The organism is Marimonas lutisalis, from assembly GCF_005434965.1.
In the GTDB taxonomy this organism is placed as follows: Bacteria; Pseudomonadota; Alphaproteobacteria; order Rhodobacterales; family Rhodobacteraceae; genus Marimonas_A; species Marimonas_A lutisalis.
The window spans coordinates 967,651-990,693 of the sequence record NZ_SKCI01000001.1; the positions used below are offsets into that span (position 1 = coordinate 967,651).

Genomic DNA, 23,043 nt, shown 5'->3' on the forward strand with positions numbered 1-23,043 from the left:
GATCAACGCTCGGGAATACTCTTGACACCGGTTAGCATGGCGCGCGGCAGATTGACATGGGTGCGTGCGCTTTCGACGAAAACGGCGACAACATGCACAACCACCGAGATCTCGGCCCAGGCCACCGCGGCCTCGTGCAGTTCCTCGGGCCATTCCACGCCCCAGAACGCATCGGTGGTCATCAACCAGCCAGAGAGCCCGATTGCCAAGAGCGTCAGCAGCAGGTTGTAGATCATCAGCGCCCCCAGCGGCGTGTGGCCCAGGTGGATGCGGCGCCGGCCCCGGGCCATGTCGGCCACCTGATCCATCGCCGCCGCGGCGCTGGGCGGGAAATCCGAAAACCGCGCGTGTTTCGTGCCGATCACGCCCCAGATTATGCGGAGGCCGACAAGGCCCAGGACGAACCAGCCGACCCATTCATGCAGTTTGCTGTCATCGTCGATCACCAGCGCGTTGGCGCCAAAACCCAGCACCAGTGACCAGTGAAAGACCCGCACAAGCGGATCCCAAACGCGAATCTGTTTCATCTCGGGGCCTCCTGTCGTCGGGCCCTGGGCGCACAGGGGCTGCCCCGGGCGATGTTGCCTCAGTCGTCGATCTTGGTGCGCACGACGTTCAGCTGCGCATCGAGGTAGATCTCGTACCGGTTGCCGTCTTTCTTGGCATAGGCCTCGTACATGCCGTCTTCGGTCTTGATCTTGCCGACCTCATAGCCCTCGGCGACCAGTTTTTCGCGGATCTGGTTGCGGGTCTGGTCGGTCAGTTGCGCGCTGTCCGAAGCGAAGGCGGCCGAGGTGGTGGCAATGGCAAGGGCGAGGGCGGCTACGGTTGTCTTGAACATGTCTTGGGTCCTTTCGAGGTTTCGGTCCGGGCGGAGGTGCCCGGGGATGACCGAAACCTGGGGCGGGGGGATGGCCGCGTCCACTCAACCCGGGACCGGGTGGGGAAACCGGAACCGCGGTTCAGGCGGTTTATCACCCGGGTTTAGGCGTTCACGGATGAATGTCCTTCGGGCATTGCGCGCGCATGTAGATATCGAACCAGTTGAAACCGGGGTCGATCCCCTGCTGGCGCAGCCATTCGGCCTGAAGCTGGTAGGCATCCCATTCCATCGCCTGCACGCAGGGCCAGTCCGCGGCACCCATCTGCGCGGCATGCACCAGTTCGTGCAGCAGGGCCGAGCGGTCGCGCGGATCGTCCTCGTGCCAGGGCAGGACAAGGTAGATGCGATTGGCCCGGGCGTCATAGGCGGCGCGGAGGAGTTCATCGACGATCAGGTCCTGGCCTTCGTAGGTGATCTCCTGCCCGGTGCGGCAGAAGGATACCGAGGGCGGGGCGGCGTGCAGCGCGCGCACGTCATAAGGGCTGTTCGCGCCGATCCAGTGGATCAGCGTGTCGATGACCGTGTCCGAGGGCGGCGCGCAATCGCCCGGTACCTCGGCCAGGCCGTCCGCCACCACCGCCGGGGCCGGCAGGGCAAAGAGCAGGACGAGCAGGGCAAGGGCGCGGCGCATGGGCCTACCTTCGCAAGCCATGCGGGATTGTCAAACCCGCTTTGCAAATGCCGGGTGGGCGGGGATGTTAACAAGTTATCGCTTGCGGCATTTCGCACTTCATGCCCAGATGCCGCCATGGGAGAGGTTCCGTCAGCGCGCCCCGTGATCGGGGTCATGTGGATGATCGTCACGGGCGTCCTGTTCGTGGGCGTCACGGCGGTGGTCAAGGTGCTGGGCACCCGAATCCCCGCGCCCGAGGCGGCGTTCCTGCGCTACGCGATGGGCCTGATATTCCTGATCCCGATGATCCGGCCAATGCTGCGGGTGCGGCTGAGCGCACGGCAGCTCAAGATCTTTTCGGTGCGCGGTATCGCCCATACGGCGGGTGTGTCGCTGTGGTTCTTTGCCATGGCGCGCATTCCGATCGCCGATGTCACCGCGATGAACTATCTCTCGCCGGTCTATGTCACGCTGGGGGCGGCGCTGTTCCTGGGCGAAGCCCTGCACCTGCGGCGCATCCTCGCGGTGGTGGCCGCGCTGGTGGGCGCGCTGATTATCCTGCGCCCGGGGTTTCGCGAAATCGGGCCGGGGCACCTGGCGATGCTGATCGCGGCGGTGTTCTTTGCCGTTTCCTACCTGACGGCCAAGCGGATGGCCGATGAAACCGGCGCGGCGGTGACGGTGACGATGCTGTCGATCACGGTGACGATCGGGCTGGCGCCGCTGGCGATCGCCAACTGGGTGACCCCCACGCTGCACGAGCTTCTCTTGCTGCTGGGCGTGGCCTTTCTGGCCACGACGGGGCATTACACCATGTCGCTCGCGCTGGAGGCGGCGCCGGTGACGGTAACCCAGCCGGTGGGCTTCCTCCAACTGGTCTGGGCGGTGCTCCTGGGGGCTTTCGTCTTCGGCGAAGGGGTGGACATCTGGGTGATCATCGGCGGGCTGGTGATCGTCGGGGCAATCTCCTTCATGACCTGGCGCGAGGCGATGCTGAAGCGGCGCCTGCGCACGCCGGTGGTGCCGGCGACCAAGTTCTGAGCGGGGAACGCGGCCGCGCGGCCGCGTCGGGCGCCCGCGCGCGCGGGCGCTCACCTCAGCCGCGCGGGTCGAGCAGTTTGGCCAGCACGCCGTCCTTGGTGACCTGGCCGATGATCCGGCCGCCTTCGGCCACGCCTACCGGCGCGCCGGAATGGCCGACCTTGTCCATCACCGTGCGGATATCGGTGTCGGGCGGCACGGTGACCTGCGGCGTGCCCGTCACGGCCTCCATCACGTCGCGCGCGCAGAGCACGCCCAGCGGGTTCATGTGGGCGACGAAATCGGCGACGTAATCGTTGGCGGGGTTCGAGAAGATCTCCTGCGGGGTGCCGCATTGCACGATCCGCCCGCCATCCATGATGGCGATGCGGTTGCCGATCTTGAACGCCTCGTCGAGGTCGTGGCTGACGAAGATGATCGTGCGCTTGAGGGTTTGCTGCAGGTCCAGCAATTCGTCCTGCAGGCGCGTGCGAATGAGCGGATCGAGCGCCGAATAGGGCTCGTCCATCAGGAGGATCGGCGCGTCAGTGGCAAAGGCGCGGGCAAGGCCCACGCGCTGCTGCATCCCGCCCGAGAGATCGCCGACCTTGCGCTCGGCCCAGTCCGCGAGGCCGACGATTTCGAGCTGGCGGTCGACCTTTTCGCGCCGGTCATCGGCGCTCATCCCGCCCAGTTCCAGGCCAAGGCCCACGTTTTCGCGCACCGTGCGCCAGGGCAGCAGGCCAAAGGCCTGGAACACCATGGCGATCTGGCTCAGCCGCATCTCGCGCAGGGTGCGGGCATCGGCATGGGTGATGTCGACCATCTGATCGCCGCGGCGCACGCTGACCTGCCCGCGCACCACCGGGTTGAGCCCGTTGACCGCGCGCAGGAGCGTGGATTTGCCCGAGCCCGAAAGCCCCATCAGCACCAGGATCTCGCCTTCCTCGACCTCGAGTACGCAGTCATGCACGCCCAGCACCTGGCCGGTGCGGGTCTGGATCTCCTCGCGCTCAAGCCCCTGGTCCATCAGGGGCAGGGCGGATTCGGACCTGTCGCCGAAGACGATGGACACCTTGTCGAAAACAACGGCCTTCATTTGCGGTCGATCCTCAGCATCCGGTCCAGCATGATGGCGACCACCACGATGATGATCCCCGATTCAAAACCCAGCGCCGTGTTGACCGAGTTGAGCGCGCGCACCACCGGCACGCCCAACCCGTCGGCGCCCACCAGCGCGGCGATCACCACCATCGAGAGCGACAGCATGATCGTCTGGTTGAGCCCGGTCATGATCTGCGGCAGGGCATAGGGCAGCTCGACCTTCCACAAGAGCTGCCGTGGCGTGGCGCCGAAGGCCTGCGCCGCCTCGATCAGCGGTTGCGGGGTCGAGACGATGCCCAGATGCGTGAGCCGTATCGGCGCGGGCAGCACGAAGATCACCGTGGCGATGAGCCCCGGCACCATGCCGATGCCGAAAAAGACGATCGCCGGGATCAGGTAGACGAAGGTGGGCAGTGTCTGCATCAGGTCGAGCACCGGGCGCATCGCGGCATAGAGCCGGGGCCGGTGCGCCGCGGCGATGCCGATGGGCACGCCCACCGCCATGCAGACCACGCAGGCCGACAGCACCAGGGTCAGGCTCTCGGTGGTCTCCTCCCAGTAGCCCTGGTTGAGGATGAAAAGAAAGCCCAAGCCTACCAGGAGCGGGACCTTCCACCCCCGCTGCAGCACCCAGGTGAGCGCCACGAAGCCAGCCACGACCACCAGTTCGGGCGGGGATTGCAGCACCCACAGGATGCCATCGATCAGCAGCTCCATCGCGAAGGACAGCCAGTCGAAGAACGGCTCGCCGGTTTCCTGCAGCCAGTCGAAGGCGTCCCTGGCGAGTTTGCCGACCGGGATCTTGTTATCTGTCAGCCAGTTCATTGCCGGGTCTTACGGGTGCGGCGGACGTGATGCGCCCGCCGCATGTTCCTTACATGCCCAGCGCGGCGTTCACCGCGGCCACGGCATCGCCACCATCCATGGTGGTCACGCCGTCAAGCCAGGCTTGCCACGCGTCCGGGTTGGCCTTGAGCCAGGCCGCGGCGGCATCCTCGGGGGCCTCGCCATCGTTCAGGATCGCGCCCATGATCTCGTTTTCCATGGCCAGCGTGAACTTGAGGTTGCCCAGAAGGGCGCCGACGTTCTTGCACTCTTCCACATAGCCCGCACGTGTGTTGGTATAGACCGTGGCGCCGCCCAGGTTGGGGCCGAACCAGTCATCGCCGCCGGTCAGGTAGGTGAGATCGAAATTGGCGTTCATCGGGTGCGGCTCCCAGCCGAGAAAGACCACCGGCTCGCCCTTCTTGGTGGCGCGCTCGACCTGGGCCAGCATGCCCTGTTCCGAAGATTCCTTCACCTCGAAGCCCTTCAGGCCAAAGGCATCCTCGGCGATCATGTCCATGATCAGGCGGTTGCCGTCATTGCCGGGCTCGATGCCATATATCGTGCTGTCGAGCGCCTCGGCCTGGGCCGCGATATCGGCGAAATCCTTGATCCCCATCTCGGCGCCCTTGGCATTGGTGGCCAGCGTGTATTTCGCGCCTTCCAGGTTCTCGCGCACGGTGTCGACGGTGCCTGCTTCGCGGTAGGGGGCGATATCGGCCTCCATCGTGGGCATCCAGTTGCCCAGGAAGACGTCGACATCGCCTTCGGCCATGGCGGTATAGGTCACCGGCACCGAGAGCACCTTGACGTCGGTCTCGTATCCCAGCGCCTTCAGCACGGTGGTGGTGGCCGCCGTGGTCGCGGTGATGTCGGTCCAGCCGACGTCGGAAAAGGTGACCGTGCCGCAGGCCGAATGGCTGCCGGCCAGCGCCGGCGCGGCTGCCATCGTGGCAATCGCGAGGGCGGAAAGGGTGGTCTTGATGGTCATTTCGGGATCTCCCTGATTTTTCTTGATTGACGAGTCAATAAAAACGACACAAGCTTTTTGGGCACAGCGAAGTGGACCGCGCGATGCCCAAGCTTGGGATGGAGCCTATCCGACGTGAGGCTCTGGTAAAAGCCACGATTGCCGAGATCGGCGAACACGGCACGCTCGACGTGACCGTGAGCCAGATCGCGCGCCGGGCCGGCATGTCGAGCGCACTGGCGCATCACTATTTCGGCGGCAAGGAGCAGATCTTCGTGGCCGCCATGCGGTATACGATGGGCGTCTATGCCGCCGAAGTGCGCGGCGCGCTGGCCATGGCCGACACGCCCGCTGAACGGGTCGAGGCGATCGTGCGCGCCTCGTTCAGCCCACGCAACTTCCGTGCCGAAACGGTTGCGGCCTGGATGAATTTCTACGTGCTGGCCCAGACCTCGGACCAGGCGCGGCGGCTGCTGAACGTCTATCACCGGCGGCTGCGCTCGAACCTGTGTCACGCGCTGCGCCTGGTGACCGGCGCGCGGGCCTGCGACGTGTCCGAACGCGTCGCCGCCCTGATCGACGGGGTCTACCTGCGCCAGAGCCTGGGACAGGGAACGCCGGACGGGGCCGGGGCGGTGGCCCAGGTCATGGGCTATGTCACGCTCGAACTGGAACAGGGATTATCATGAGCAAACCCAACATCCTGATCTTCATGGTCGACCAGCTGAACGGCACGCTGTTTCCCGACGGACCGGCCGACTGGCTGCATGCGCCCAACCTGCGCAAACTGTCTGACCGCTCGACGCGGTTCGTGAATGCCTATACCGCCTCGCCGCTTTGTGCGCCGGGGCGCGCGGCATTCATGTCGGGGCAACTGCCCAGCCAGAACGGCGTTTACGACAACGCGGCCGAGTTCGCCTCGTCCATCCCGACCTATGCCCACCACCTGCGCCGGGCGGGCTATCGGACCTGCCTGTCGGGCAAGATGCATTTCGTCGGCCCCGATCAGCTGCACGGCTTCGAGGAACGGCTGACCACCGATATCTACCCGCCCGATTTCGGCTGGACGCCCGATTACCGCAAGCCGGGCGAACGGATCGAGTGGTGGTATCACAACATGGGCTCGGTCACCGGCGCGGGCGTGGCCGAGATCACCAACCAGCTGGAATACGATGACGAGGTCGCCTATCACGCGCGTGCCAAGGTTTACGACCTGGCCCGCGGGTTGGACGAGCGGCCCTGGATGCTGACCGTCAGCTTCACCCATCCGCACGACCCTTACGTCGCGCGGCGCAAATGCTGGGATTTATATCGCGATTGCAAGCATTTGGCGCCCGAAGTTCCGGCGATCCCCTATGACGATCTCGACCCGCATTCGCAGCGCATCTTCGATGCCAACGACTGGCGCAGCTACGACATCACCGACGAGGATATCGCGCGCTCCCGCCGGGCGTATTTCGCCAACATTTCCTATATCGACGACAAGATCGGCGAGGTGCTCGAGGCGCTTGATGCGACCCGGCAGGAGGCGATCATCCTCTTTGTTTCCGATCACGGCGACATGCTGGGCGAGCGGGGATTGTGGTTCAAGATGTCCTTCTTCGAGGGTTCTGCCCGCGTGCCGCTGATGATCGCGGCCCCCGGCGTGATGAACCCGGGCCGCGTGGCCGAGCCGGTCTCGAACATCGACATCTGCCCGACCCTGTGCGAGCTGGCGGGCGTGTCCATGGACGAGGTCATGCCCTGGACCACCGGCGAAAGCCTGGTGCCGCTGGGGCAGGGCCGTGTCCGCCGCACGCCGGTGGCGATGGAATACGCCGCCGAAGCCTCTTACTCGCCGATGGTGGCCCTGCGCGCGGGGCGCTGGAAATACACCAATTGCGCGCTTGATCCCGAACAGCTCTTCGATCTTGAGACTGATCCCAACGAGCTGACCAACCTGGCCGAGGATCCGGGTCACGCCAAGGTGCTCGAACTTTTCCGGGTCGAGGCTGCAGCGCGCTGGGATCTTGAACAGTTCGACGCCGAGGTGCGCGAAAGCCAGGCCAGGCGCTGGGTGGTTTACGAGGCGCTGCGCCAGGGCGGGTATTTTCCATGGGATTACCAGCCGCTGCAGAAGGCCAGCGAACGCTACATGCGCAATCACATGGATCTCAACGTGCTGGAGGAAAACCAGCGTTTTCCGAGGGGGGAATGATGCTCAGGGTTTATGGCCGCAACAATTCGGTGAACGTGCAGCTTGTCATGTGGACGGTGCATGAACTGGACATCCCGCACGAACGGCTCGATTTCGGCGCCGGCCATGCCTCGACCCGGTCCGAGGCATTCCTGGCGATGAACCCGATGGGCCTGGTGCCCGCGATCGAGGACGGACCGGTGGCGCTCTTTGAAAGCGCCGCGATCCTGCGCTACCTGGCCGCAAAATACGGCGAGGGCACGTTTTGGCCGGCCGATCCGGTCCTGCGCGGGCCGCTCGACAGCTGGGCGGAATGGGGCAAGAACAGCTTTGCCGCACAGGTGCTGGAGCTGTTCAAATACGACGTGCGCCAGTCACCTGCCACGCGTGATCCGGCCGATCTCGACCGGATCACCGCCGCGCTCACGCCGCTTGCGGAAATCCTCGACACCCGGCTTCAGGGCCGCAAATGGGTCGGCGGTGACGATTTCACCTTTGCCGATATCGCCTGCGGCCACCCGCTGCACCGGTTCTTCACCATGACCTGGCCGCGCCCGGCGCTGCCCGCGCTCGAGGCCTATTACGAACGCCTGCAGGAGCGCCCGGCCTATCGCGATCACGCCATGGTCTCCTACGAGGCGCTGCGGGCGAAATAGAAATGCAGGCAGCGGCGCAGGAACTGACGGTCTATGGGCGGGCCACGTCATCGAACGTGCAGGCACTTTTGTGGGGGCTCGAAGAGCTGGAGCTTGCCTATACGCGCCTTGATTACGGCGAGGTTTACGGGGGCCTCGATACGCCTGCGTTCCGCGCGATGAACCCGCATGGCAAGATCCCGGTGCTGACAGTGGGCGACACCGCGCTTTTCGAAACCGGCGCGATTCTGCGCTACCTCGCCACCCTGCATGGAGATGATAGTTTCTGGCCCGCTGATCCGCTGGCCCGTGCGCGCACCGACATGTGGGCCGAATGGGCCAAGCATGACGTGGCCAAGGCTTTCACCGGCCCGGTCTTCTGGCGCAACACGCGCACCGCGCCCGAACGGCGCGATCCGGCCCTGATCCGCCGCAACCTCGACCGCTTCGAGGCCGAACTGGCCAAGGCCGAGCCACGGCTGGCCCAGTCCGCCTATCTCTGCGGCGATGCGCTCACGCTGGCCGATATCCAGTTCGGCCACGTTCTCTATCGCTATTTCGACACCGAACTCGACCGCCGGGACCTGCCCGCGCTGGCCGCCTATCACGCGCGGCTGGCCGAGCGCCCGGCCTATCGCAAGACGGTCATGGTTTCTTATGACGAGCTGAGGAATACCTTCTGATGCAGGCCGATTACGTCATCGTCGGCGCGGGCTCTGCCGGCTGCGCCATGGCTTACCGCCTGGCCGAGGCCGGGCGCCGCGTCATCGTCATCGAACATGGCGGCACGGATGCTGGGCCCTTCATCCAGATGCCCGCGGCGCTTTCCTACCCGATGAACATGTCCCGCTATGACTGGGGCTACATGACCGAACCCGAACCGGGCCTCGGTGGCCGCCGCCTAGTGGCGCCGCGCGGCAAGGTGATCGGCGGATCGAGCTCGATCAACGGCATGGTTTATGTACGCGGCCATGCCCGCGATTTCGACCACTGGGCCGATGCGGGGGCGGCGGGCTGGGCCTATGCCGACGTTTTGCCCTATTTCAAGCGGATGGAGAGCTGGGACGATGGCGGCCATGGCGGCGATCCAGCCTGGCGCGGTTCGGATGGCCCGCTGCATGTTAGCCGCGGGCCCCGCCGCAACCCGCTCTACCATGCCTTCGTTCAGGCCGGCGCACAGGCGGGATACCAGACCACCGACGACTATAACGGCGAAAAGCAGGAAGGCTTCGGCCCGTTCGAGCAGACCGTCTGGAAGGGGCGGCGCTGGTCGGCGGCCAATGCCTATCTGAAACCGGCGCTGAAAACCGGGCGCGTCAGCGTTGTGCGCGGCCTGGCCACGCGGATCGTGATCGAGCAGGGCCGGGCCACTGGTGTCGAGATCGCCCGCGGCGCGACGCGCGAGATCGTCTCGGCCAGCGCAGAGGTGATCGTCGCCGCCTCGGCCTTCAATTCGCCGAAACTCCTAATGCTGTCGGGCATCGGCCCGGCCGCGCATCTGGCCGAGCACGGCATCGACGTGATCGCCGACCGCCCCGGCGTGGGCCAGAACCTGCAGGACCACCTGGAGGTCTATTTCCAGATGGCCGCCAGCCAGCCGGTCACGCTCTACAAGCACTGGAATCTGGTGTCCAAGGCGTTGATTGGCGCGCAATGGATGTTCACCGGCACCGGGCTGGGGGCGTCGAACAATTTCGAATCCTGCGGCTTCATCCGCTCGCGCGCGGGCGTGGAATATCCCGACATCCAGTTCCATTTCCTGCCCTTCGCCGTGCGCTATGATGGTCGCGCCGCCGCCGAAGGCCACGGTTTCCAGGCCCATGTCGGGCCGATGCGCTCACCCTCGCGCGGGGCCGTCACCCTCAAATCCGCCGACCCGGCCGAGGCGCCGCGCATCTTCTTCAACTACATGAGCACCGAGCAGGACTGGGTGGATTTCCGGCAATGCCTGCGGCTGACGCGCGAAATCTTTGCCCAGGAGGCGTTCAAACCCTTCGTCAAGCACGAGATCCAGCCCGGCGCCGACAAGGTGACGGACGACCAGCTTGATGCCTTCATCCGAGAGCACGCCGAAAGTGCCTATCACCCCTGCGGCACCTGCCGGATGGGGCGCGCGGATGATCCGATGGCGGTGGTTGATCCCGACACGAGGGTGATCGGCGTCGACGGGCTGCGCGTGGCCGACAGCTCGATCTTCCCGCGCATCACCAACGGCAACCTCAACGGTCCCTCGATCATGGTGGGTGAAAAGGCCGCCGATCACATCCTTGGCCGCACGCCGCTGCCGGCCGCCAATGACCGGCCCTGGATTCATCCCGACTGGCAGACCGCGCAGCGCTGACCGGCCGCGCCAGCCGCCGGGCAGGGGCGGGCGGGGCCGCGCGGCCCCGCCGCACGAGGGCGCGCGCCCTCGTGTCCCCGACGCGACGAAACATTTGTCGCGGCCGGGGCAGGGGCCTAGGCTGCAGGAAACGGAGGCAGCGCATGATTTATCCCGAAGACCTCAACGACTGGCACGCGCAGGTCCGCGAAGAGATCATCGACCCCGCGCGCGAGATCACGGATCCGCATCACCATCTGTGGCCTGAACGGCTGGGCAGCCGCTACGAGCTGCCCCAGCTCTGGGCCGATACCCAGTCGGGCCACAACGTCACCCGCACCGTGTTCATCGAATGCGGCGCGGGCTATGACCGCTCCAGCCCCGAACCCTTCGCCCCCGTCGCCGAAACCGACTATGTCGAGGCCATCGCCGAAGAGGCCGCGGGCCATCCCGAGCGGGCGCAGGTCGCCGCCATCGTGGCCCATGCCAACCTGCGCCTGGCCCCCGAGACGCTCAATGCCGTGCTTGACGCGCACCAGGCGGCCAGCCGGCGTTTTCGCGGAATCCGCCACGCCGGCGCCTGGGACGAGGAGCGCGACCGCATCATGTTCCAGGGCCAGCCGATCCCGCATCTCTACCTCGATCCCGATTTCCAGCGCGGTGTCGCGCTCCTGGGCGAGCGTGGACTGACCTTTGACACCTGGCATTTCCACCCGCAGAACGGCGAGTTCCTGGAGCTTGCCCGGGCCTGTCCCGGCACCACGATCATCCTGGATCATTTCGGTACGCCGATGGGCACGGTGCGCTTTGCCGGACTCCGTGAAGACCGTTTCGCCGACTGGCAGCGCGAGATGGCGGCGATTGCCGAGTGTCCCAACGTGGTGGCCAAACTGGGCGGGCTGGCGATGCCGGTGAACGGGTTCGGCTGGGACGGGCGCGACGTGCCGCCAGGGTCCGACGAACTCGTCGAAGCGCAGGCGCATTACTATCACCACATGATCGAGATCTTCGGCCCCGAACGCTGCATGTTCGAAAGCAATTTCCCGGTCGACAAGCTGTCGGTCGGGTACGTGGTCTACTGGAACGCGATGAAGAAGATCGCCGCGCGCTATGACACGGCTGCGCAGGACGCCATGTTCAAGGGCACCGCCGACCGGGTCTATGCGCTTTGAGTGACGCGGCGCTCGATATCGCCACCCGCCACGGGTTGCCGGACGAACTCAAGGTGCTGCTTGAGAAATTCCCGCGCGCGGGCTGGCGCGATCATCCCGCCTTTTCCGATCTCATCGCCTTCTGGCTCGACCGGCACATGATGTTCCGCGAGGTGATGAGCCGGATGCAGAACGCCACGCGCATGCACATCGCCAACCCGCAGGAGCGCTTCGGCACCGAGATTACCCGCTACACCGGGTTCTTCCTCAACCAGCTGCACGAACATCACATGGTCGAGGATCACCATTATTTCCCGCAGCTCAAACGTTTCGATTTCCGCCTCGCGCGCGGGTTCGAGATGCTCGACGCCGATCACCACGCGCTCGACGGGCATATCCACGCGCTCGCCGGGGCGACCAACGCGCTGCTTGAGGATCTCAATGCCGGCCGGGCAGGAGAGCCGGGCCGCCTTCTCGACGTGCACGAAGAATTCGAACGGTTCCTCGAACGTCACCTCACCGACGAGGAGGACGTGATCGTGCCGGTGCTGCTGAAATACGGCGGCGACATGGGGTAGGGCGGTATGCCGCCGCCTTTCACATGTGCAGGACGGCCCTGAACGCTGCTGGCGGGTATGTGCCCCGCCGAATGCAGGCGTAGGGCGCTCACACTGGCCAGATCCACGGAACAAGGAGAAGAACGATCGCCAAGGAAACAACGGTCAGTGGGACACCGGCCCTGACGAAATCCAACAGGCGATAGTTCCCGCGCCCGTAGACAAGAAGCAATGCCGGCTCAAGCGGCGCGATGAAGGACAAGGAGGCCGACAAGGTGACGATGATCGCCAGTGGCCTTGGATCGACACCAAGGTTGTCGGCGAGCGCGATCGCGATCGGCAGCATCGTCAGGGCGGCGGCCGCGTTGGACAGGGGTTGCGTCAGCAAGGTTGCGTCAGCAAGACTGTCAACACCGAGAGCGCAACGAGAACGGCGGGAAGGCCCATCGGCGCGACATGCCGGAAGATCGCTGTCGCCAGCCAATCCGCGGCACCGGTCTGAAGCATCGCGAGGCCGAAACTGGTCATGCCGCCGATCAGGATGAGAACCCGCCACGAGACCATGGCAAATGCATCGCGCAGCGTGAACCGCCCCGACAGGATCAGGCCAAGCACCGCGGCCGTCAGTGCAATGCTCAGGGGAAGCAACCCGGCTGCGGCGATGACGATGGCGCCGATCAATGCGCACAGCGTGTACCACCCCTCGCGCCGCCCCGGCGCAACTGGCTCTTCGTCGCGCGCCAGGTAGATGTCGACATCGGAATCGACCGCCGCGACGCCGTCTTCGCTGCCGACAAGCCACAGGATGTCGCCGGCCCGAAGCCGCATGAGACCCACGAGAGCGGCACGGCCATAACCCGAACGCCTGACACCGACCAACGCCACCTCGGGGGAAAGCTGGCGGCGCGCGCGTGCCACCGAAAGGCCGATCCATTGCGACCCCGGAAGCAGGATTGCCTCGGCGCCGACCCGCCCCCTGGTGTTCTCCGAAAGCCCATCGACGAGGAAACGGTCATCGTCCAGCAGAACCGAGAGTGCGTCGCGCGTCGCCCTTATGATGATCTGGTTGCCTTCATGCACCTTTCGGCGCGGGTGGGCCGCAAGCCGGCCTTCCCCGGCGTCGATGGCAAGCGGTTTGGCGCCGATCTCGGGCAGCCCCAGTTCGCCAATCGCCTTGTCCTCTGCCCGCGAACCGGCTGCAACGACCAGCGCGGCAAGAAAGAGCTCTTCGCCGCCCTCACCGTCGCTCGCCCCGCCGCGCATGGGGACAAGGCGGTTTCCGACCAGCATCATGGTGGCGATACCGGCGACGGTCACTGCCAGCCCGACCCAGAAGAATTCGAACAGGCCGAAGGGGTCGAGGCCCGCCTGGGTGATCGCCCCGCTCATGGCAAGGTTGGTCGACGTGCCGATCAGCGTCGCCGAGCCGCCCATCATCGAGGCGAAGGCGATCGGCATCAGGAAACGCGCCGGTTCGGTTTTCGCCCTGCGCGCCGCGGCGATCGCAACGGGCATCATCACGGCGGTCGTGCTGGTGTTGCTGAAGATCGTCGACAGGGCGGCCGAACCGGCCATCAGGCGCGCCGTAATCGCGGCCGGGGCGCCCTTGAACTGCCCCACCAGGCGTGCGGACAGCCCGATCAACGTGATCGAATACGCGAGCCTGCGCGACAGGACCATCACGCAGGCAAGCACGACGATCGTCTCGCTCGCGAAGCCCTGGAACGCTTCCCGGGCCGTGATGACCCCGGTCGCACCAAGAGCCACGACAAGTCCAAGCGCCGTGATCTCGGGCGGAATGATCTCGGTCGCCAGCAGCACGGCCGCAGCCGCGAAAAGCAAGAGCACGAAGAGGATTTCCAGGGACATGGTCAGGTGCCGTGGCGGACAGATTTCAAGCGTCTATCCTGAAGACTGGTGCAGATTTGTTCAACTGGTCTTCGCCCCAGGTGCCCCGGTTGGCCATGTTTTCGGCGGCTGACCGGTTCAGCTTTCCAACCCTGAGACCAGCCCCGCGTCCAGCGTGATCCCCAGCCCCGGCGCGTCGGGCAGGTCGAGCCAGCCTTCGACCGGTGCCAGCGCGGGGGCGGCCACGATATTGTCGCGCGCCAGCTGCCACATGATCTGGTTACCGTCGTCGAGGTTCGGGATCATCCGCGCGATCGCGTGTTCGGCCGCGGTGGTGATGCCGGTGGTAAAGCTGGAATGGATGCAGATGTTCAGCCCTGCCGCCTCGGCCACCGCGGCGGCCTTCAGCATGTTCTGGATGCCGCCCACCTCGCGCGGGCCGATGCAGATCATGTCGGCGGCGCGGCGCCGGCAGATCTCGTAGACATCCGACAGGGTAAAGGCAGCCTGGTCGGCGACGATCGGAATGCCCACCGATTGCCGCACATGCGCCAGCGCCTCGATCGACCAGCTGGATGTGGGTTGCTCTATGAAATCAATGTCATAGGGCTCGAACTTGCGGCACATCCGGATCGCGCGATAGGGGTCCCAGCCTTCGTTCGCATCCAGCCGCAGCCGCGCATCGCCGATCTCGGCGCGCACCGCGCGCACGATTTCCAGATCGGCGGCCTCGTTGCGGCCCACCTTCAGGTAGAACACCCGCTCTCCGGCGGCCGCGCCCCGTGCCGCGTGGCGGGCCAGCTCCTCGGGCGTGTCACCCTGCAGGAAAAAGAAATAGCCCACCCGCCGCCGCTGCGCACCGCCCAGCAGATCATGCACCGGGCGCCCCGAGAGTTTGCCCATCGCGTCCCACATCGCGAAATCCAGCCCCGACAGCATCTGGTTCGCCGCGCGCTGCGTGTTGGCGCCAAACGCCATGTAGCATTCGCGCAGCACCCGCTCGCGCAGCACCGCGGCGTCGAACACGCTTTCGCCCAGCAGCACCTGCGCCAGACGCTTCAGGATCAGCACGCTGGCGGCCTGGTCGGGCGCCACCGTCGCCTCGCCCAGCCCAACGGTGCCATCCGCCAGCTCCATTTCGATCAGGTTGACGTGGAAGGCACGCCGCACCCCTTGCGTCCAGTGATAGGGCTGGGCCAGCGGCAGGGTGAGGGGGCGAATGCGGATATCTTTGATCTTCATGGCCCCAGCCTGCCCCGAGTCTGCTTGCATGGGCCAGAAAAACCCGACATATGCGGCCCGAACGGCGCCGCTTTTGATCCGAGTCAAAGCCCGGACGGCGCCGCGGCGCCTAATCTGGCCGCCGGATCATGAGACAAGAGGAGAGACGCGCATGTCGCACACCCCGCACGAGCTGCACGAGGAATTCCCGGAATTCGCCGAAAAGATGACGGAACTGAAAACCTCGGACGCGCATTTCGCGAAGCTTGCCGACGAATATCACGAGTTGAACCGCGCCGTGCACCGCGCCGAAACCAATGTCGAGCCGATGGAAGAACTGGCCGAGGTCGAGTTGCGCAAGAAACGCGCCCACCTGAAAGACGAGATCTACGCGATCCTGTCCAAGGGCTAAGGCCTGTCGTGGCGGTCGATGAACCGCCACATCACCGGCAGGGTATCGCTGCGCCACAGATCGGTGTGGCCGCCACCCGGCACGGTCAGGAATGTCTTTATCCGAGCAGGGGCGGCAGCGAAAAGTTGCCGCCCCTGGCTGATCGGGATCACGGCATCGCGGTCGCCGTGCAGCACCAGCAGCGGCGCGCGCAACGCCCCCGCCTTCGACAAGCTGTCAAACTTTGCCCGCATCCGGTCCACCAGTGATTCCATCTCGGGATAGGCGCTCAGCGCGACGTCGCGGATCGAGGTGAACGGCGCCTCGAGGATCACGCCAGCAGGCATCTTGCGGCTGTCCGCCAGCATCCCCACCGCCACGCCGGTGCCCAAGCTTTCGCCATAGATCACCACCGGCGCATTGCCCGCATAATCGTTGATCCGGGCAAACAGGCGCCGCGCATCAAAGATCAGCGCCACCTCGCTCGGTCGTCCGCCCGAGCCCGACGACCCGCGATACCCCATGGCCACCACACCATAGCCGCGGTCCAGGAAGCGCCGGAACCGCCCGCTGCGCAGGGCCAGGTTCCCGGCATTGCCGTGGAAATAAAGGATCACCGGTTTGCCCGGCTTCGGGGCGGCCACCCACAGGATCAGGTTATGCCCGCCGCTGGGAAAGATCACTTCACGAAGCCGCCGTTCGCCCGCCGCCGCCGGGGCCACCCGCGTGCCATCGAAGCCGAAGACCATATCCTGCTCGATCCGGTCGATCGCTAGCCACCCGCCCAGGGCCACCGCCGCCAGAAGGCTCACGACCTTCAGCATCAGCCAACCTCGTAAGGCAGCACGCCACGCGCGTTCGCGTCGATCGACAACCGCCGTTCCAGCGGCGGGACCGAGCGTTGATGGCAATGCACGCGTTCGCAGATGCGGCAGGAAATGCCGATGGGTTCGAAATTCTGGCGCTCGCTCACATCGAGCCCGTCGGCGTAGACCAGGCTGTCGGCATGGCCCACCTCGCAGCCCAGCGCGATGGCAAAGCGGCGCACCGGCGCGCCGAACCGGCCGCCCGGCTTGCTGACATCGCGCGCGATCGAGATGTAGCGCACGCCGTCGGGCGTTTCCGCAAGCTGGCGCAGGAACCGCCCGGGCGTCTCAAACGCGCGGTGCACGTTCCACAGCGGGCAGGCGCCGCCGAAGCGCGCGAATTGCAGCCGCGTGGCGCTGTGCCGCTTGGTGATCGTGCCGGCCTGATCGACCCGGACAAAGAAGAACGGCACGCCCTTGGCGCCGGGGCGCTGCAGCGTGGAAAGGCGGTGCGCCACCTGTTCGATCGACGCGCCGAAGGTGGTCGACAGCCGTTCAAGATCGTGGCGCGTTTCGCGCGCCGCCGTCAGGAACGCGGTATAGGGCATCAGCGCGGCCCCGGCGAAATAGTTGGCCAGCCCGATTTTCGCGATCTGGCGCGCCTCCTCGGACTGGAACCGCGCCAGGTCCAGCGTCGCCTCCAGCAGCTGGTCCTGTTTCAAGAGCGCCACCTGAAGCAATAGCTGGAAACTGCGGGTTTCCGGCGCGGCCCGCGCCGAGAGCGTCAGCCGGCGTTCGTCGGGTTCGAACCGGCGCAACACGTCGCTGTCGCTTTCCTGCACGGTGATACCTTCTGCGCGCAGGCTCTGGATCGCATGCGCGGCAATGCCGCCGGGGCCCGCCCCCTGGGCAAAGCGTTCGGCGGCGCGGTCGACCGCGTCGATATAGTTGTCGCAGTAATGGAAGAAATCGCGCACCTCGTCCCAGGGGCTGGCCTGCATGCGCGCATCCTCGCGTCCTAGCGCCTCATCGAGGCTCGCCAGCCGTTCGTGGGTCTGGCGGTAGGCGCGGTGCAGTTCCAGAAAGGCGCGCGCCAGCCCTGGTGCGTTCGACGCGGTCAGCCGCAGATCGGCCAGCGGCGGCGGGTCCTCGGCAAAAACCGGGTCGGCCATCGCCTCGCGCATGTCACTGACCAGCCGCTCGCTATCGCCGCTGGTCAGTTCGGTCACGTCAAAACCGAATTCCTGCGCCAGCGCCAGCACCACGGTGGTGGAGACCGGGCGCTTGTTGTTTTCCATCTGGTTCAGATAGGGCAGGGACACGCCCAGCTTGGCGGCAAAGTCCTTCTGCGTCAGGTTCAGTCTGCGCCGCGTCTCGCGCAGCTTGGCGCCGGCATAGATTTTCGGGTTCGCCATTTTCGGCTCCGCTGTGGTCGCTTTGCAAACTAGGTATTGCAAATTTCCAAACTTGCAAAGCACCGTGCGCAGGGGTCACGATTTCCGCGTCAGCCGGGGCCGAATGTCCCGGCAGCCGGATGTCAGCCGGGCGGTGCACGCATGTCACCCCCGATTCTTGCCCGGGGCCAAAGGGTTAACGTTCGTCGATCCCGGCCGCGCCAAGCCGCGCCGCGCGGCGCATCACCAGCAGGATCGCCACGATCCCGGCGGCCGTGATCAGAAGCTGGATCAGCACCAGCGGCGCTGCCGTCTGCCCGCCCTGAAGCGCCCAGCCCGCCAGAGCCGACAGGCCCGCGCCACCGCCCAGCATGATTGCGCCGCCCAGCCCCGAGGCCGTGCCGGCAAGATGCGGGCGCACCGACAGCGTGCCCGACACCGCGTTGGGGATCGACATGCCGTTGCCAAAGCCCACCGGCACCATCAGGCCAAAGAACACCGCCGCCGATTGCTGCCCGCCCAGGGCCAGCACGTAGGACAGCGCAAGCGAAACGAAAATGATCGTCATTCCAAAGAGATACATCCTGTCCGAGCCAAGCCGCGTGGACAGGCGCGCGGCGGCGAAGTTGCCGAAGAAATAGCCCACCGACGGCGCCGCGAAATAAAGCCCCAGCTCCTGCGGTTCGAGGTGGAACACATCCGTCGCCACGAAAGGCGCGCCGCCCAGGTAGGCAAAGAACGAGCCCGACGAGAAGCTCGCCGCCGCGGCATAGCCCCAGAAGCGCGGGCTGCGCAGCAGTTCGGGCATTTCGCCATATTGCTGGCCCAGCGTGATCTCGCGCCGCTGGGCGGTTTCGCCGAGATCCGCCCAGGCCATCGCCAGCGCAACAAGACCGGCGGCAAACAGCACCCAGAAATTCGCGTGCCAGCCGTAATGCTGTTCCAGGTAACCGCCCAGCGTCGGCGCGACCATCGGCACAACCGCCATGCCCATGGTGACATAGGCGATCTTCGCGCCCGCCTTGTCCGCTGGCGTGGTATCGCGCACCACCGCGCGGCTCAGCACCATGGTGACGGCGATGAAGGCCTGCAACATCCGAAATACCAGGAAAACCGTGGTGTTGGGCGCGAAAATGCAGCCCAGCGTGGCCAGCAGATAGGCCACGATCGAGCCCAGAATCACCTGCCGCCGCCCGTATTTGTCCGAGATCGGCCCGATCACGATCTGCAGGACCGCGTTGACCAGCAGGTAAAGCCCCACCGACAGGCCCATGATTGCCGGCGTGGTGTTGAAATAGGCGGTCATGCCGGGCAGGGAGGGCAGGAAGAAATTCATCGCCAGCGCCGAGATCCCGGTCAGCATCATCAGCGTCCCGATATGGGGCGGGCTGGTCTTGTCCAGGAATCTGACGGGGCGGTGCGCTTGCATGACGATGTTTTCAAAATGGCGATAATCAACGGGGGCGGCGCGGCGAAAAACGGCTGCGCCTTCCCAGTGCGCCGAGTTCACCAGCTTCGATCGGGATTGACCAGAGCGGCGGGCTGATTTCACCTTATGCCGTCGCGGCATTTGCATTTTCGCATTTTGCGAAATGATTGTTTCCATGAGTTTGCAAATTTGCCGAATTTCGCTTCCGCGCGCGCGGGCCGCTGGATATGGTGCGCCAAATTCGCAAGGGGGACTCCCATGAAAGACATCCTTCAGGAACTCGACGATCGCCGTGACGTGGCCCGCCAGGGCGGCGGCCAGAAACGGATCGAGGCACAGCATTCCAAGGGCAAGTTGACGGCCCGTGAACGTATCGAACTGCTGCTCGACGAAGACAGCTTCGAAGAATTCGACATGTTCAAAACCCACCGCTGCACCGATTTCGGCATGGAAAAGCAGAAACCCTATGGCGATGGCGTGGTCACCGGCTGGGGCACGATCAACGGCCGCATGGTCTATGTCTTTTCCCAGGATTTCACCGTCTTCGGCGGGTCCCTGTCGGAAACCCATGCCGAAAAGATCTGCAAGATCATGGACATGGCAGTGCAGAACGGCGCACCGGTGATTGGCCTCAACGACTCGGGCGGCGCCCGCATCCAGGAAGGCGTGGCCTCGCTCGCCGGCTATGCCGATGTGTTCCAGCGCAACATCATGGCCTCGGGCGTGGTGCCGCAGATCAGCGTGATCATGGGGCCCTGCGCGGGCGGGGCGGTCTACTCCCCGGCGATGACCGACTTCATCTTCATGGTCAAAGACAGCTCCTACATGTTCGTCACCGGGCCCGACGTGGTGAAAACCGTGACGAACGAGGTGGTGACCGCCGAAGAGCTGGGCGGTGCCTCGACGCATACCAAGAAGTCCTCGGTCGCCGATGGCGCCTTCGACAATGATGTCGAAGCCCTGGCCGAGGTCCGCCGCCTGGTCGATTTCCTGCCGCTCAACAACCGCGAAAAACCGCCCGTGCGGCCGTTTTTTGATGAGCCCGGCCGGCTGGAAGAAAGCCTCGATACGCTGATCCCGGAAAACGCCAACACGCCCTACGACATGAAGGAGCTGATCCTGAAGATCGCGGACGAGGCCGATTTCTATGAAATCCAGGAGGATTTCGCCAAGAACATCATCACCGGTTTCATCCGCATCGAGGGCCAGACGGTGGGCGTTGTCGCCAACCAGCCGATGGTGCTGGCTGGCTGTCTCGATATCGACAGCTCGCGCAAGGCCGCGCGTTTCGTGCGTTTCTGCGATGCCTTCGAGATCCCGATCCTGACGCTGGTCGACGTTCCGGGCTTCCTGCCGGGCACCAGCCAGGAATATGGCGGTGTCATCAAGCACGGCGCGAAACTGCTCTTCGCCTATGGCGAGGCGACAGTGCCCAAGGTCACCGTTATCACCCGCAAGGCCTATGGCGGCGCCTATGACGTGATGGCCTCGAAACACCTGCGCGGCGATTTCAACTATGCCTGGCCCACCGCCGAGATCGCGGTGATGGGCGCCAAGGGCGCGACAGAGATCATCCACCGCGCCGACCTGGGCGATGCCGAGAAGATCGCGGCGCACACCAAGGACTACGAAGACCGCTTTGCCAACCCCTTCGTGGCGGCCGAGCGTGGCTTCATCGATGAGGTGATCATGCCGCATTCCACGCGCAAGCGGGTGGCCCGAGCCTTTGCCGCGCTGCGCAACAAGAAAATCCGGAACCCCTGGAAAAAGCACGACAATATCCCGCTCTGAGGTTTCGTCATGCTGTCGCGCACCCTGATTGCCCGTCACACGGGCCGCACGCCCCCGGCCGGAGGAGCCAGCATGTCCTGCTGGGGCCGGTGGGCCTGTGCGTTGGCGCTGGCCGCGGCGGGGGCTGCGGCGGGGGCCGGCGGGGCAGGGGCGGCCGACCGCGCGCCCGTGCCACCGCTGCCCTCCGGGCTCGAGGCGCGCCTTCAGGAGGTCGTGCTCGATGTGAAGCCCGACGGGCAGCTTGACTATGCGCGCTATCGTTTCGTCGCCGACGCGCTTGTGGCCGAACCCGATTTCGACCTGCTGCTGAGCGACCTGGAATTCCTGTGCAACAGCTACGCGCTGCCCGATCTCACTGCCAGCGTGGCACGCTATGACCGGATCGTCATTTCGCTGGCCGACCGCGAAACCGAACTGGGCGTGGCGAGCCCCGACGCCACCCAGTTTTTCGAGCTTTACCGCGTCGAGAACGGGGCCTGCATCTGGGAGGCATTCTGATGCGGCCACAATATCTTGCGGATTTCCGCTCAGGCGGAGGTGGATATGAGGCTTTGGCGTCACAACCGGCAGTGATCGCTGTGGAAAAGTTTCTTTTCACCGGAGATTCGGATAAGGTGGCGCAGGCTTTCCTCCGGGAAGGTCTTACCTCGTACGAGGGGCAGAAAGGGCGCTTGCGTCCTGACATGTCCAAAGCAAGAGACAGGAGAAACAGATGTCGAAAGCCATCAAGAGCGTTCTTGCGCTTGGCCTGGTTGCCTTCGTGGCAGCTTGCGCTCAGCAAGAAGAAGAATACGTCGTGGTCGAACCCGAGCCCATCTCGGTCGAGCCGACCTACACCGGCAAGTACAAGTAACCGGTACTCGGGACGGGCGTTCGCGCCCGTCTCCTTCCGGCCTTGGCACCGGGCCGAGACGGATACTGGAATTGATCAGTATCAACGACGCGCCATAAACCAACGGTATATTGCGCCTATTCCCGCCACTCAGAGCGGGGCATCTCACAAAAAATCAGGAGGTGTGTCTTGTTCAAGAAATCGGTTTTCCTTTCAGGTTTGGTTTTCGCGGGTCTGGCGGCCTGCACGCAGCCCGAAGCCGTTCCGGTTGGTCCCGAGCCGATCGCGGACAAGTTCGGCGTCCTGCACTGCCCGGACGGATATGTTCTGCAGGGCAATCAGTGCATCATGCTCACAAGCGCCGTTTCCGCGACATCTGACGGAACCAGCACGTCGTCCAGCACGGCCTCTGCAACCGGCACGGCGCCTGCAACTGGCACGACTGGCAACCAGAACCAGAACCAGAATACCAACCAGAACACCAACCAGAGCCAGACCGGCAACCAAAGCCAGACTGGCAACCAGAGCCAAAACCAGAACGGTTGATGGCTTTGGTGCGGTAGGGCGCGGTACGCGGCGGCTGCGCTCCCTGGAAAGGGGGGCGCCATGCTGAAGCATCGCGGCTTTCCCGGGCGCCTGCCCGGGACCGATTTCCAGTTCACTATTCGCAGGGCCAATCCGCGCGGCGTGACACCATTGACTGCGCGCGAACGCTATCGCGATCGCCGGCCGGCCGACCGTGCTGCCGACCTCGGGTTCATGGCGGCACTCTGGGACTTTTTCGGCGAAGAGCCGTTCGAGCGCGGCAATCTCGATGCAGGGCGGCTCAGCTGGTTGTTCGGGCGCGAAGTGATTCCCGCTGAAGATCCGTTTGATCCGGCCAGTTACGAGGCCCTGCTGCGCATCGATGTCGAGGCCGCGCGAGAGGCGTTTCCCGAGGTTTTCGAGGGAGAATCGGCATGATCTTGCGCAACCATGCCGCGTTTGGGCGGGGATCAGCCCAAATTCCGCCGCTTGGCGCAGGCCGCTTGGCACGGGGCCGCATTGGCGACAATCCTATCGTTGTAGTGGCGGTCT

26 protein-coding genes are annotated in these 23,043 nt (G+C 65.1%); 14 read left to right on the top strand and 12 right to left on the bottom strand.

Going from position 1 to position 23,043, the window contains the following annotated elements; genetic code table 11:
- Positions 1–2 precede the first annotated feature (2 nt).
- The 3 genes from E0501_RS04605 to E0501_RS04615 form a co-directional block, all read right to left on the bottom strand.
- Positions 3–527, bottom strand: a complete 525-nt coding sequence (locus E0501_RS04605; protein WP_137700154.1) for a cytochrome b/b6 domain-containing protein — start codon at positions 525–527, stop codon at positions 3–5.
- 59 nt (positions 528–586) lie between these two features.
- On the bottom strand, positions 587–841 hold the full coding sequence (locus tag E0501_RS04610; protein ID WP_137700155.1) for a PepSY domain-containing protein: 255 nt from the start codon (positions 839–841) through the stop codon (positions 587–589).
- Between the two features lie 151 nt (positions 842–992).
- Positions 993–1,514 carry a DUF6647 family protein gene (locus E0501_RS04615; protein ID WP_137700156.1) on the bottom strand — a complete coding sequence of 174 codons (522 nt, stop codon included), beginning with the start codon at positions 1,512–1,514 and terminating at the stop codon, positions 993–995.
- 117 nt (positions 1,515–1,631) lie between these two features.
- Between E0501_RS04615 and E0501_RS04620 the strand changes: the two genes are divergently transcribed.
- Positions 1,632–2,537, top strand: a complete 906-nt coding sequence (locus E0501_RS04620; RefSeq protein WP_137700157.1) for a DMT family transporter — start codon at positions 1,632–1,634, stop codon at positions 2,535–2,537.
- A gap of 55 nt (positions 2,538–2,592) precedes the next feature.
- Here E0501_RS04620 and choV read toward each other — a convergent pair whose 3' ends face one another.
- From choV to choX, 3 genes are read right to left on the bottom strand one after another with little or no spacing between them, the layout of a single operon-like run.
- Entirely contained in the window at positions 2,593–3,615 is a 1,023-nt protein-coding gene (gene choV / locus E0501_RS04625; RefSeq protein WP_137700158.1) for a choline ABC transporter ATP-binding protein, read from the bottom strand.
- On the bottom strand, positions 3,612–4,445 hold the full coding sequence (choW, locus tag E0501_RS04630) for a choline ABC transporter permease subunit (RefSeq protein WP_137700159.1): 834 nt from the start codon (positions 4,443–4,445) through the stop codon (positions 3,612–3,614). Before choW ends, choV begins: the two co-directional genes overlap by 4 nt.
- Positions 4,446–4,494: 49 nt before the next feature.
- Entirely contained in the window at positions 4,495–5,436 is a 942-nt protein-coding gene (gene choX / locus E0501_RS04635; protein WP_137700160.1) for a choline ABC transporter substrate-binding protein, read from the bottom strand.
- 83 nt (positions 5,437–5,519) lie between these two features.
- On the opposite strand from choX, the gene betI reads away from it, so the two are divergent.
- From betI to E0501_RS04670, 7 genes are all read left to right on the top strand, one after another.
- Positions 5,520–6,104, top strand: coding sequence for a choline-binding transcriptional repressor BetI (gene betI, locus E0501_RS04640; protein WP_137700161.1), 585 nt, complete (start codon positions 5,520–5,522; stop codon positions 6,102–6,104).
- Complete coding sequence (gene betC / locus E0501_RS04645; RefSeq protein WP_137700162.1) at positions 6,101–7,612, top strand: choline-sulfatase; 1,512 nt, start codon at positions 6,101–6,103, stop codon at positions 7,610–7,612. The genes betI and betC overlap by 4 nt, the downstream gene beginning before the upstream one ends.
- The gene (locus tag E0501_RS04650; RefSeq protein WP_205123446.1) at positions 7,609–8,247 is read left to right on the top strand and encodes a glutathione S-transferase family protein; all 639 of its coding nucleotides are present in this window, start codon (positions 7,609–7,611) and stop codon (positions 8,245–8,247) included. The genes betC and E0501_RS04650 overlap by 4 nt, the downstream gene beginning before the upstream one ends.
- Positions 8,248–8,249: 2 nt before the next feature.
- Entirely contained in the window at positions 8,250–8,909 is a 660-nt protein-coding gene (locus E0501_RS04655) for a glutathione S-transferase family protein (protein WP_137700164.1), read from the top strand.
- Positions 8,909–10,567, top strand: a complete 1,659-nt coding sequence (gene betA / locus E0501_RS04660) for a choline dehydrogenase (protein ID WP_137700165.1) — start codon at positions 8,909–8,911, stop codon at positions 10,565–10,567. Before E0501_RS04655 ends, betA begins: the two co-directional genes overlap by 1 nt.
- 143 nt (positions 10,568–10,710) lie before the next feature.
- Positions 10,711–11,718, top strand: coding sequence for an amidohydrolase family protein (locus tag E0501_RS04665; protein ID WP_137700166.1), 1,008 nt, complete (start codon positions 10,711–10,713; stop codon positions 11,716–11,718).
- Complete coding sequence (locus E0501_RS04670) at positions 11,715–12,275, top strand: hemerythrin domain-containing protein (RefSeq protein WP_137700167.1); 561 nt, start codon at positions 11,715–11,717, stop codon at positions 12,273–12,275. Before E0501_RS04665 ends, E0501_RS04670 begins: the two co-directional genes overlap by 4 nt.
- 88 nt (positions 12,276–12,363) lie before the next feature.
- On the opposite strand, the gene E0501_RS04675 is transcribed toward E0501_RS04670, so the two are convergent.
- From E0501_RS04675 to E0501_RS04685, 3 genes are all read right to left on the bottom strand, one after another.
- Positions 12,364–12,642: an anion permease gene (locus E0501_RS04675; RefSeq protein WP_137700168.1), complete on the bottom strand. Its 279-nt coding sequence runs from the start codon at positions 12,640–12,642 to the stop codon at positions 12,364–12,366.
- A complete protein-coding gene (locus tag E0501_RS04680; RefSeq protein WP_137700169.1) occupies positions 12,636–14,123 on the bottom strand; it encodes an SLC13 family permease in 1,488 nt (495 codons plus the stop codon). Before E0501_RS04680 ends, E0501_RS04675 begins: the two co-directional genes overlap by 7 nt.
- Positions 14,124–14,240: 117 nt before the next feature.
- A complete protein-coding gene (locus E0501_RS04685; protein WP_137700170.1) occupies positions 14,241–15,344 on the bottom strand; it encodes a mandelate racemase/muconate lactonizing enzyme family protein in 1,104 nt (367 codons plus the stop codon).
- Positions 15,345–15,495: 151 nt separating this feature from the next.
- Between E0501_RS04685 and E0501_RS04690 the strand changes: the two genes are divergently transcribed.
- The gene (locus E0501_RS04690) at positions 15,496–15,735 is read left to right on the top strand and encodes a YdcH family protein (protein WP_137700171.1); all 240 of its coding nucleotides are present in this window, start codon (positions 15,496–15,498) and stop codon (positions 15,733–15,735) included.
- Here E0501_RS04690 and E0501_RS04695 read toward each other — a convergent pair.
- The 3 genes from E0501_RS04695 to E0501_RS04705 form a co-directional block, all read right to left on the bottom strand.
- A complete protein-coding gene (locus tag E0501_RS04695) occupies positions 15,732–16,538 on the bottom strand; it encodes an alpha/beta hydrolase (protein WP_137700172.1) in 807 nt (268 codons plus the stop codon). The genes E0501_RS04690 and E0501_RS04695 overlap by 4 nt on opposite strands.
- Positions 16,538–17,935 (bottom strand): helix-turn-helix domain-containing protein, encoded by a 1,398-nt coding sequence (locus tag E0501_RS04700; protein ID WP_137700173.1) that lies wholly within the window; start codon positions 17,933–17,935, stop codon positions 16,538–16,540. The genes E0501_RS04695 and E0501_RS04700 overlap by 1 nt, the downstream gene beginning before the upstream one ends.
- Positions 17,936–18,110: 175 nt before the next feature.
- Positions 18,111–19,343 (bottom strand): multidrug effflux MFS transporter, encoded by a 1,233-nt coding sequence (locus E0501_RS04705; protein ID WP_137700174.1) that lies wholly within the window; start codon positions 19,341–19,343, stop codon positions 18,111–18,113.
- 258 nt (positions 19,344–19,601) lie between these two features.
- On the opposite strand from E0501_RS04705, the gene E0501_RS04710 reads away from it, so the two are divergent.
- From E0501_RS04710 to E0501_RS04725, 5 genes are all read left to right on the top strand, one after another.
- The gene (locus tag E0501_RS04710) at positions 19,602–21,134 is read left to right on the top strand and encodes an acyl-CoA carboxylase subunit beta (protein ID WP_137700175.1); all 1,533 of its coding nucleotides are present in this window, start codon (positions 19,602–19,604) and stop codon (positions 21,132–21,134) included.
- A gap of 9 nt (positions 21,135–21,143) precedes the next feature.
- Positions 21,144–21,632: a DUF6497 family protein gene (locus tag E0501_RS04715; RefSeq protein ID WP_235857746.1), complete on the top strand. Its 489-nt coding sequence runs from the start codon at positions 21,144–21,146 to the stop codon at positions 21,630–21,632.
- A 214-nt stretch (positions 21,633–21,846) separates the two neighbouring features.
- Positions 21,847–21,987: a hypothetical protein gene (locus E0501_RS21260; protein WP_170222764.1), complete on the top strand. Its 141-nt coding sequence runs from the start codon at positions 21,847–21,849 to the stop codon at positions 21,985–21,987.
- Between the two features lie 168 nt (positions 21,988–22,155).
- Positions 22,156–22,512, top strand: coding sequence for a hypothetical protein (locus tag E0501_RS04720; protein ID WP_137700176.1), 357 nt, complete (start codon positions 22,156–22,158; stop codon positions 22,510–22,512).
- Positions 22,513–22,572: 60 nt separating this feature from the next.
- A complete protein-coding gene (locus E0501_RS04725; RefSeq protein WP_137700177.1) occupies positions 22,573–22,929 on the top strand; it encodes a hypothetical protein in 357 nt (118 codons plus the stop codon).
- Positions 22,930–23,043 lie beyond the last annotated feature (114 nt).

What these genes read in the sequence shown, in the direction of transcription:
- E0501_RS04605 (WP_137700154.1), bottom strand. Translation starts at nt 527, where the DNA reads ATGAAACAGATTCGCGTTTGGGATCCGCTTGTGCGGGTCTTTCACTGG.
- E0501_RS04610 (WP_137700155.1), bottom strand. Translation starts at nt 841, where the DNA reads ATGTTCAAGACAACCGTAGCCGCCCTCGCCCTTGCCATTGCCACCACC.
- E0501_RS04615 (WP_137700156.1), bottom strand. Translation starts at nt 1,514, where the DNA reads ATGCGCCGCGCCCTTGCCCTGCTCGTCCTGCTCTTTGCCCTGCCGGCC.
- E0501_RS04620 (WP_137700157.1), top strand. Translation starts at nt 1,632, where the DNA reads ATGGGAGAGGTTCCGTCAGCGCGCCCCGTGATCGGGGTCATGTGGATG.
- choV (WP_137700158.1), bottom strand. Translation starts at nt 3,615, where the DNA reads ATGAAGGCCGTTGTTTTCGACAAGGTGTCCATCGTCTTCGGCGACAGG.
- choW (WP_137700159.1), bottom strand. Translation starts at nt 4,445, where the DNA reads ATGAACTGGCTGACAGATAACAAGATCCCGGTCGGCAAACTCGCCAGG.
- choX (WP_137700160.1), bottom strand. Translation starts at nt 5,436, where the DNA reads ATGACCATCAAGACCACCCTTTCCGCCCTCGCGATTGCCACGATGGCA.
- betI (WP_137700161.1), top strand. Translation starts at nt 5,520, where the DNA reads ATGCCCAAGCTTGGGATGGAGCCTATCCGACGTGAGGCTCTGGTAAAA.
- betC (WP_137700162.1), top strand. Translation starts at nt 6,101, where the DNA reads ATGAGCAAACCCAACATCCTGATCTTCATGGTCGACCAGCTGAACGGC.
- E0501_RS04650 (WP_205123446.1), top strand. Translation starts at nt 7,609, where the DNA reads ATGATGCTCAGGGTTTATGGCCGCAACAATTCGGTGAACGTGCAGCTT.
- E0501_RS04655 (WP_137700164.1), top strand. Translation starts at nt 8,250, where the DNA reads ATGCAGGCAGCGGCGCAGGAACTGACGGTCTATGGGCGGGCCACGTCA.
- betA (WP_137700165.1), top strand. Translation starts at nt 8,909, where the DNA reads ATGCAGGCCGATTACGTCATCGTCGGCGCGGGCTCTGCCGGCTGCGCC.
- E0501_RS04665 (WP_137700166.1), top strand. Translation starts at nt 10,711, where the DNA reads ATGATTTATCCCGAAGACCTCAACGACTGGCACGCGCAGGTCCGCGAA.
- E0501_RS04680 (WP_137700169.1), bottom strand. Translation starts at nt 14,123, where the DNA reads ATGTCCCTGGAAATCCTCTTCGTGCTCTTGCTTTTCGCGGCTGCGGCC.
- E0501_RS04685 (WP_137700170.1), bottom strand. Translation starts at nt 15,344, where the DNA reads ATGAAGATCAAAGATATCCGCATTCGCCCCCTCACCCTGCCGCTGGCC.
- E0501_RS04690 (WP_137700171.1), top strand. Translation starts at nt 15,496, where the DNA reads ATGTCGCACACCCCGCACGAGCTGCACGAGGAATTCCCGGAATTCGCC.
- E0501_RS04695 (WP_137700172.1), bottom strand. Translation starts at nt 16,538, where the DNA reads ATGCTGAAGGTCGTGAGCCTTCTGGCGGCGGTGGCCCTGGGCGGGTGG.
- E0501_RS04700 (WP_137700173.1), bottom strand. Translation starts at nt 17,935, where the DNA reads ATGGCGAACCCGAAAATCTATGCCGGCGCCAAGCTGCGCGAGACGCGG.
- E0501_RS04705 (WP_137700174.1), bottom strand. Translation starts at nt 19,343, where the DNA reads ATGCAAGCGCACCGCCCCGTCAGATTCCTGGACAAGACCAGCCCGCCC.
- E0501_RS04710 (WP_137700175.1), top strand. Translation starts at nt 19,602, where the DNA reads ATGAAAGACATCCTTCAGGAACTCGACGATCGCCGTGACGTGGCCCGC.
- E0501_RS04715 (WP_235857746.1), top strand. Translation starts at nt 21,144, where the DNA reads ATGCTGTCGCGCACCCTGATTGCCCGTCACACGGGCCGCACGCCCCCG.
- E0501_RS21260 (WP_170222764.1), top strand. Translation starts at nt 21,847, where the DNA reads ATGTCGAAAGCCATCAAGAGCGTTCTTGCGCTTGGCCTGGTTGCCTTC.
- E0501_RS04725 (WP_137700177.1), top strand. Translation starts at nt 22,573, where the DNA reads ATGCTGAAGCATCGCGGCTTTCCCGGGCGCCTGCCCGGGACCGATTTC.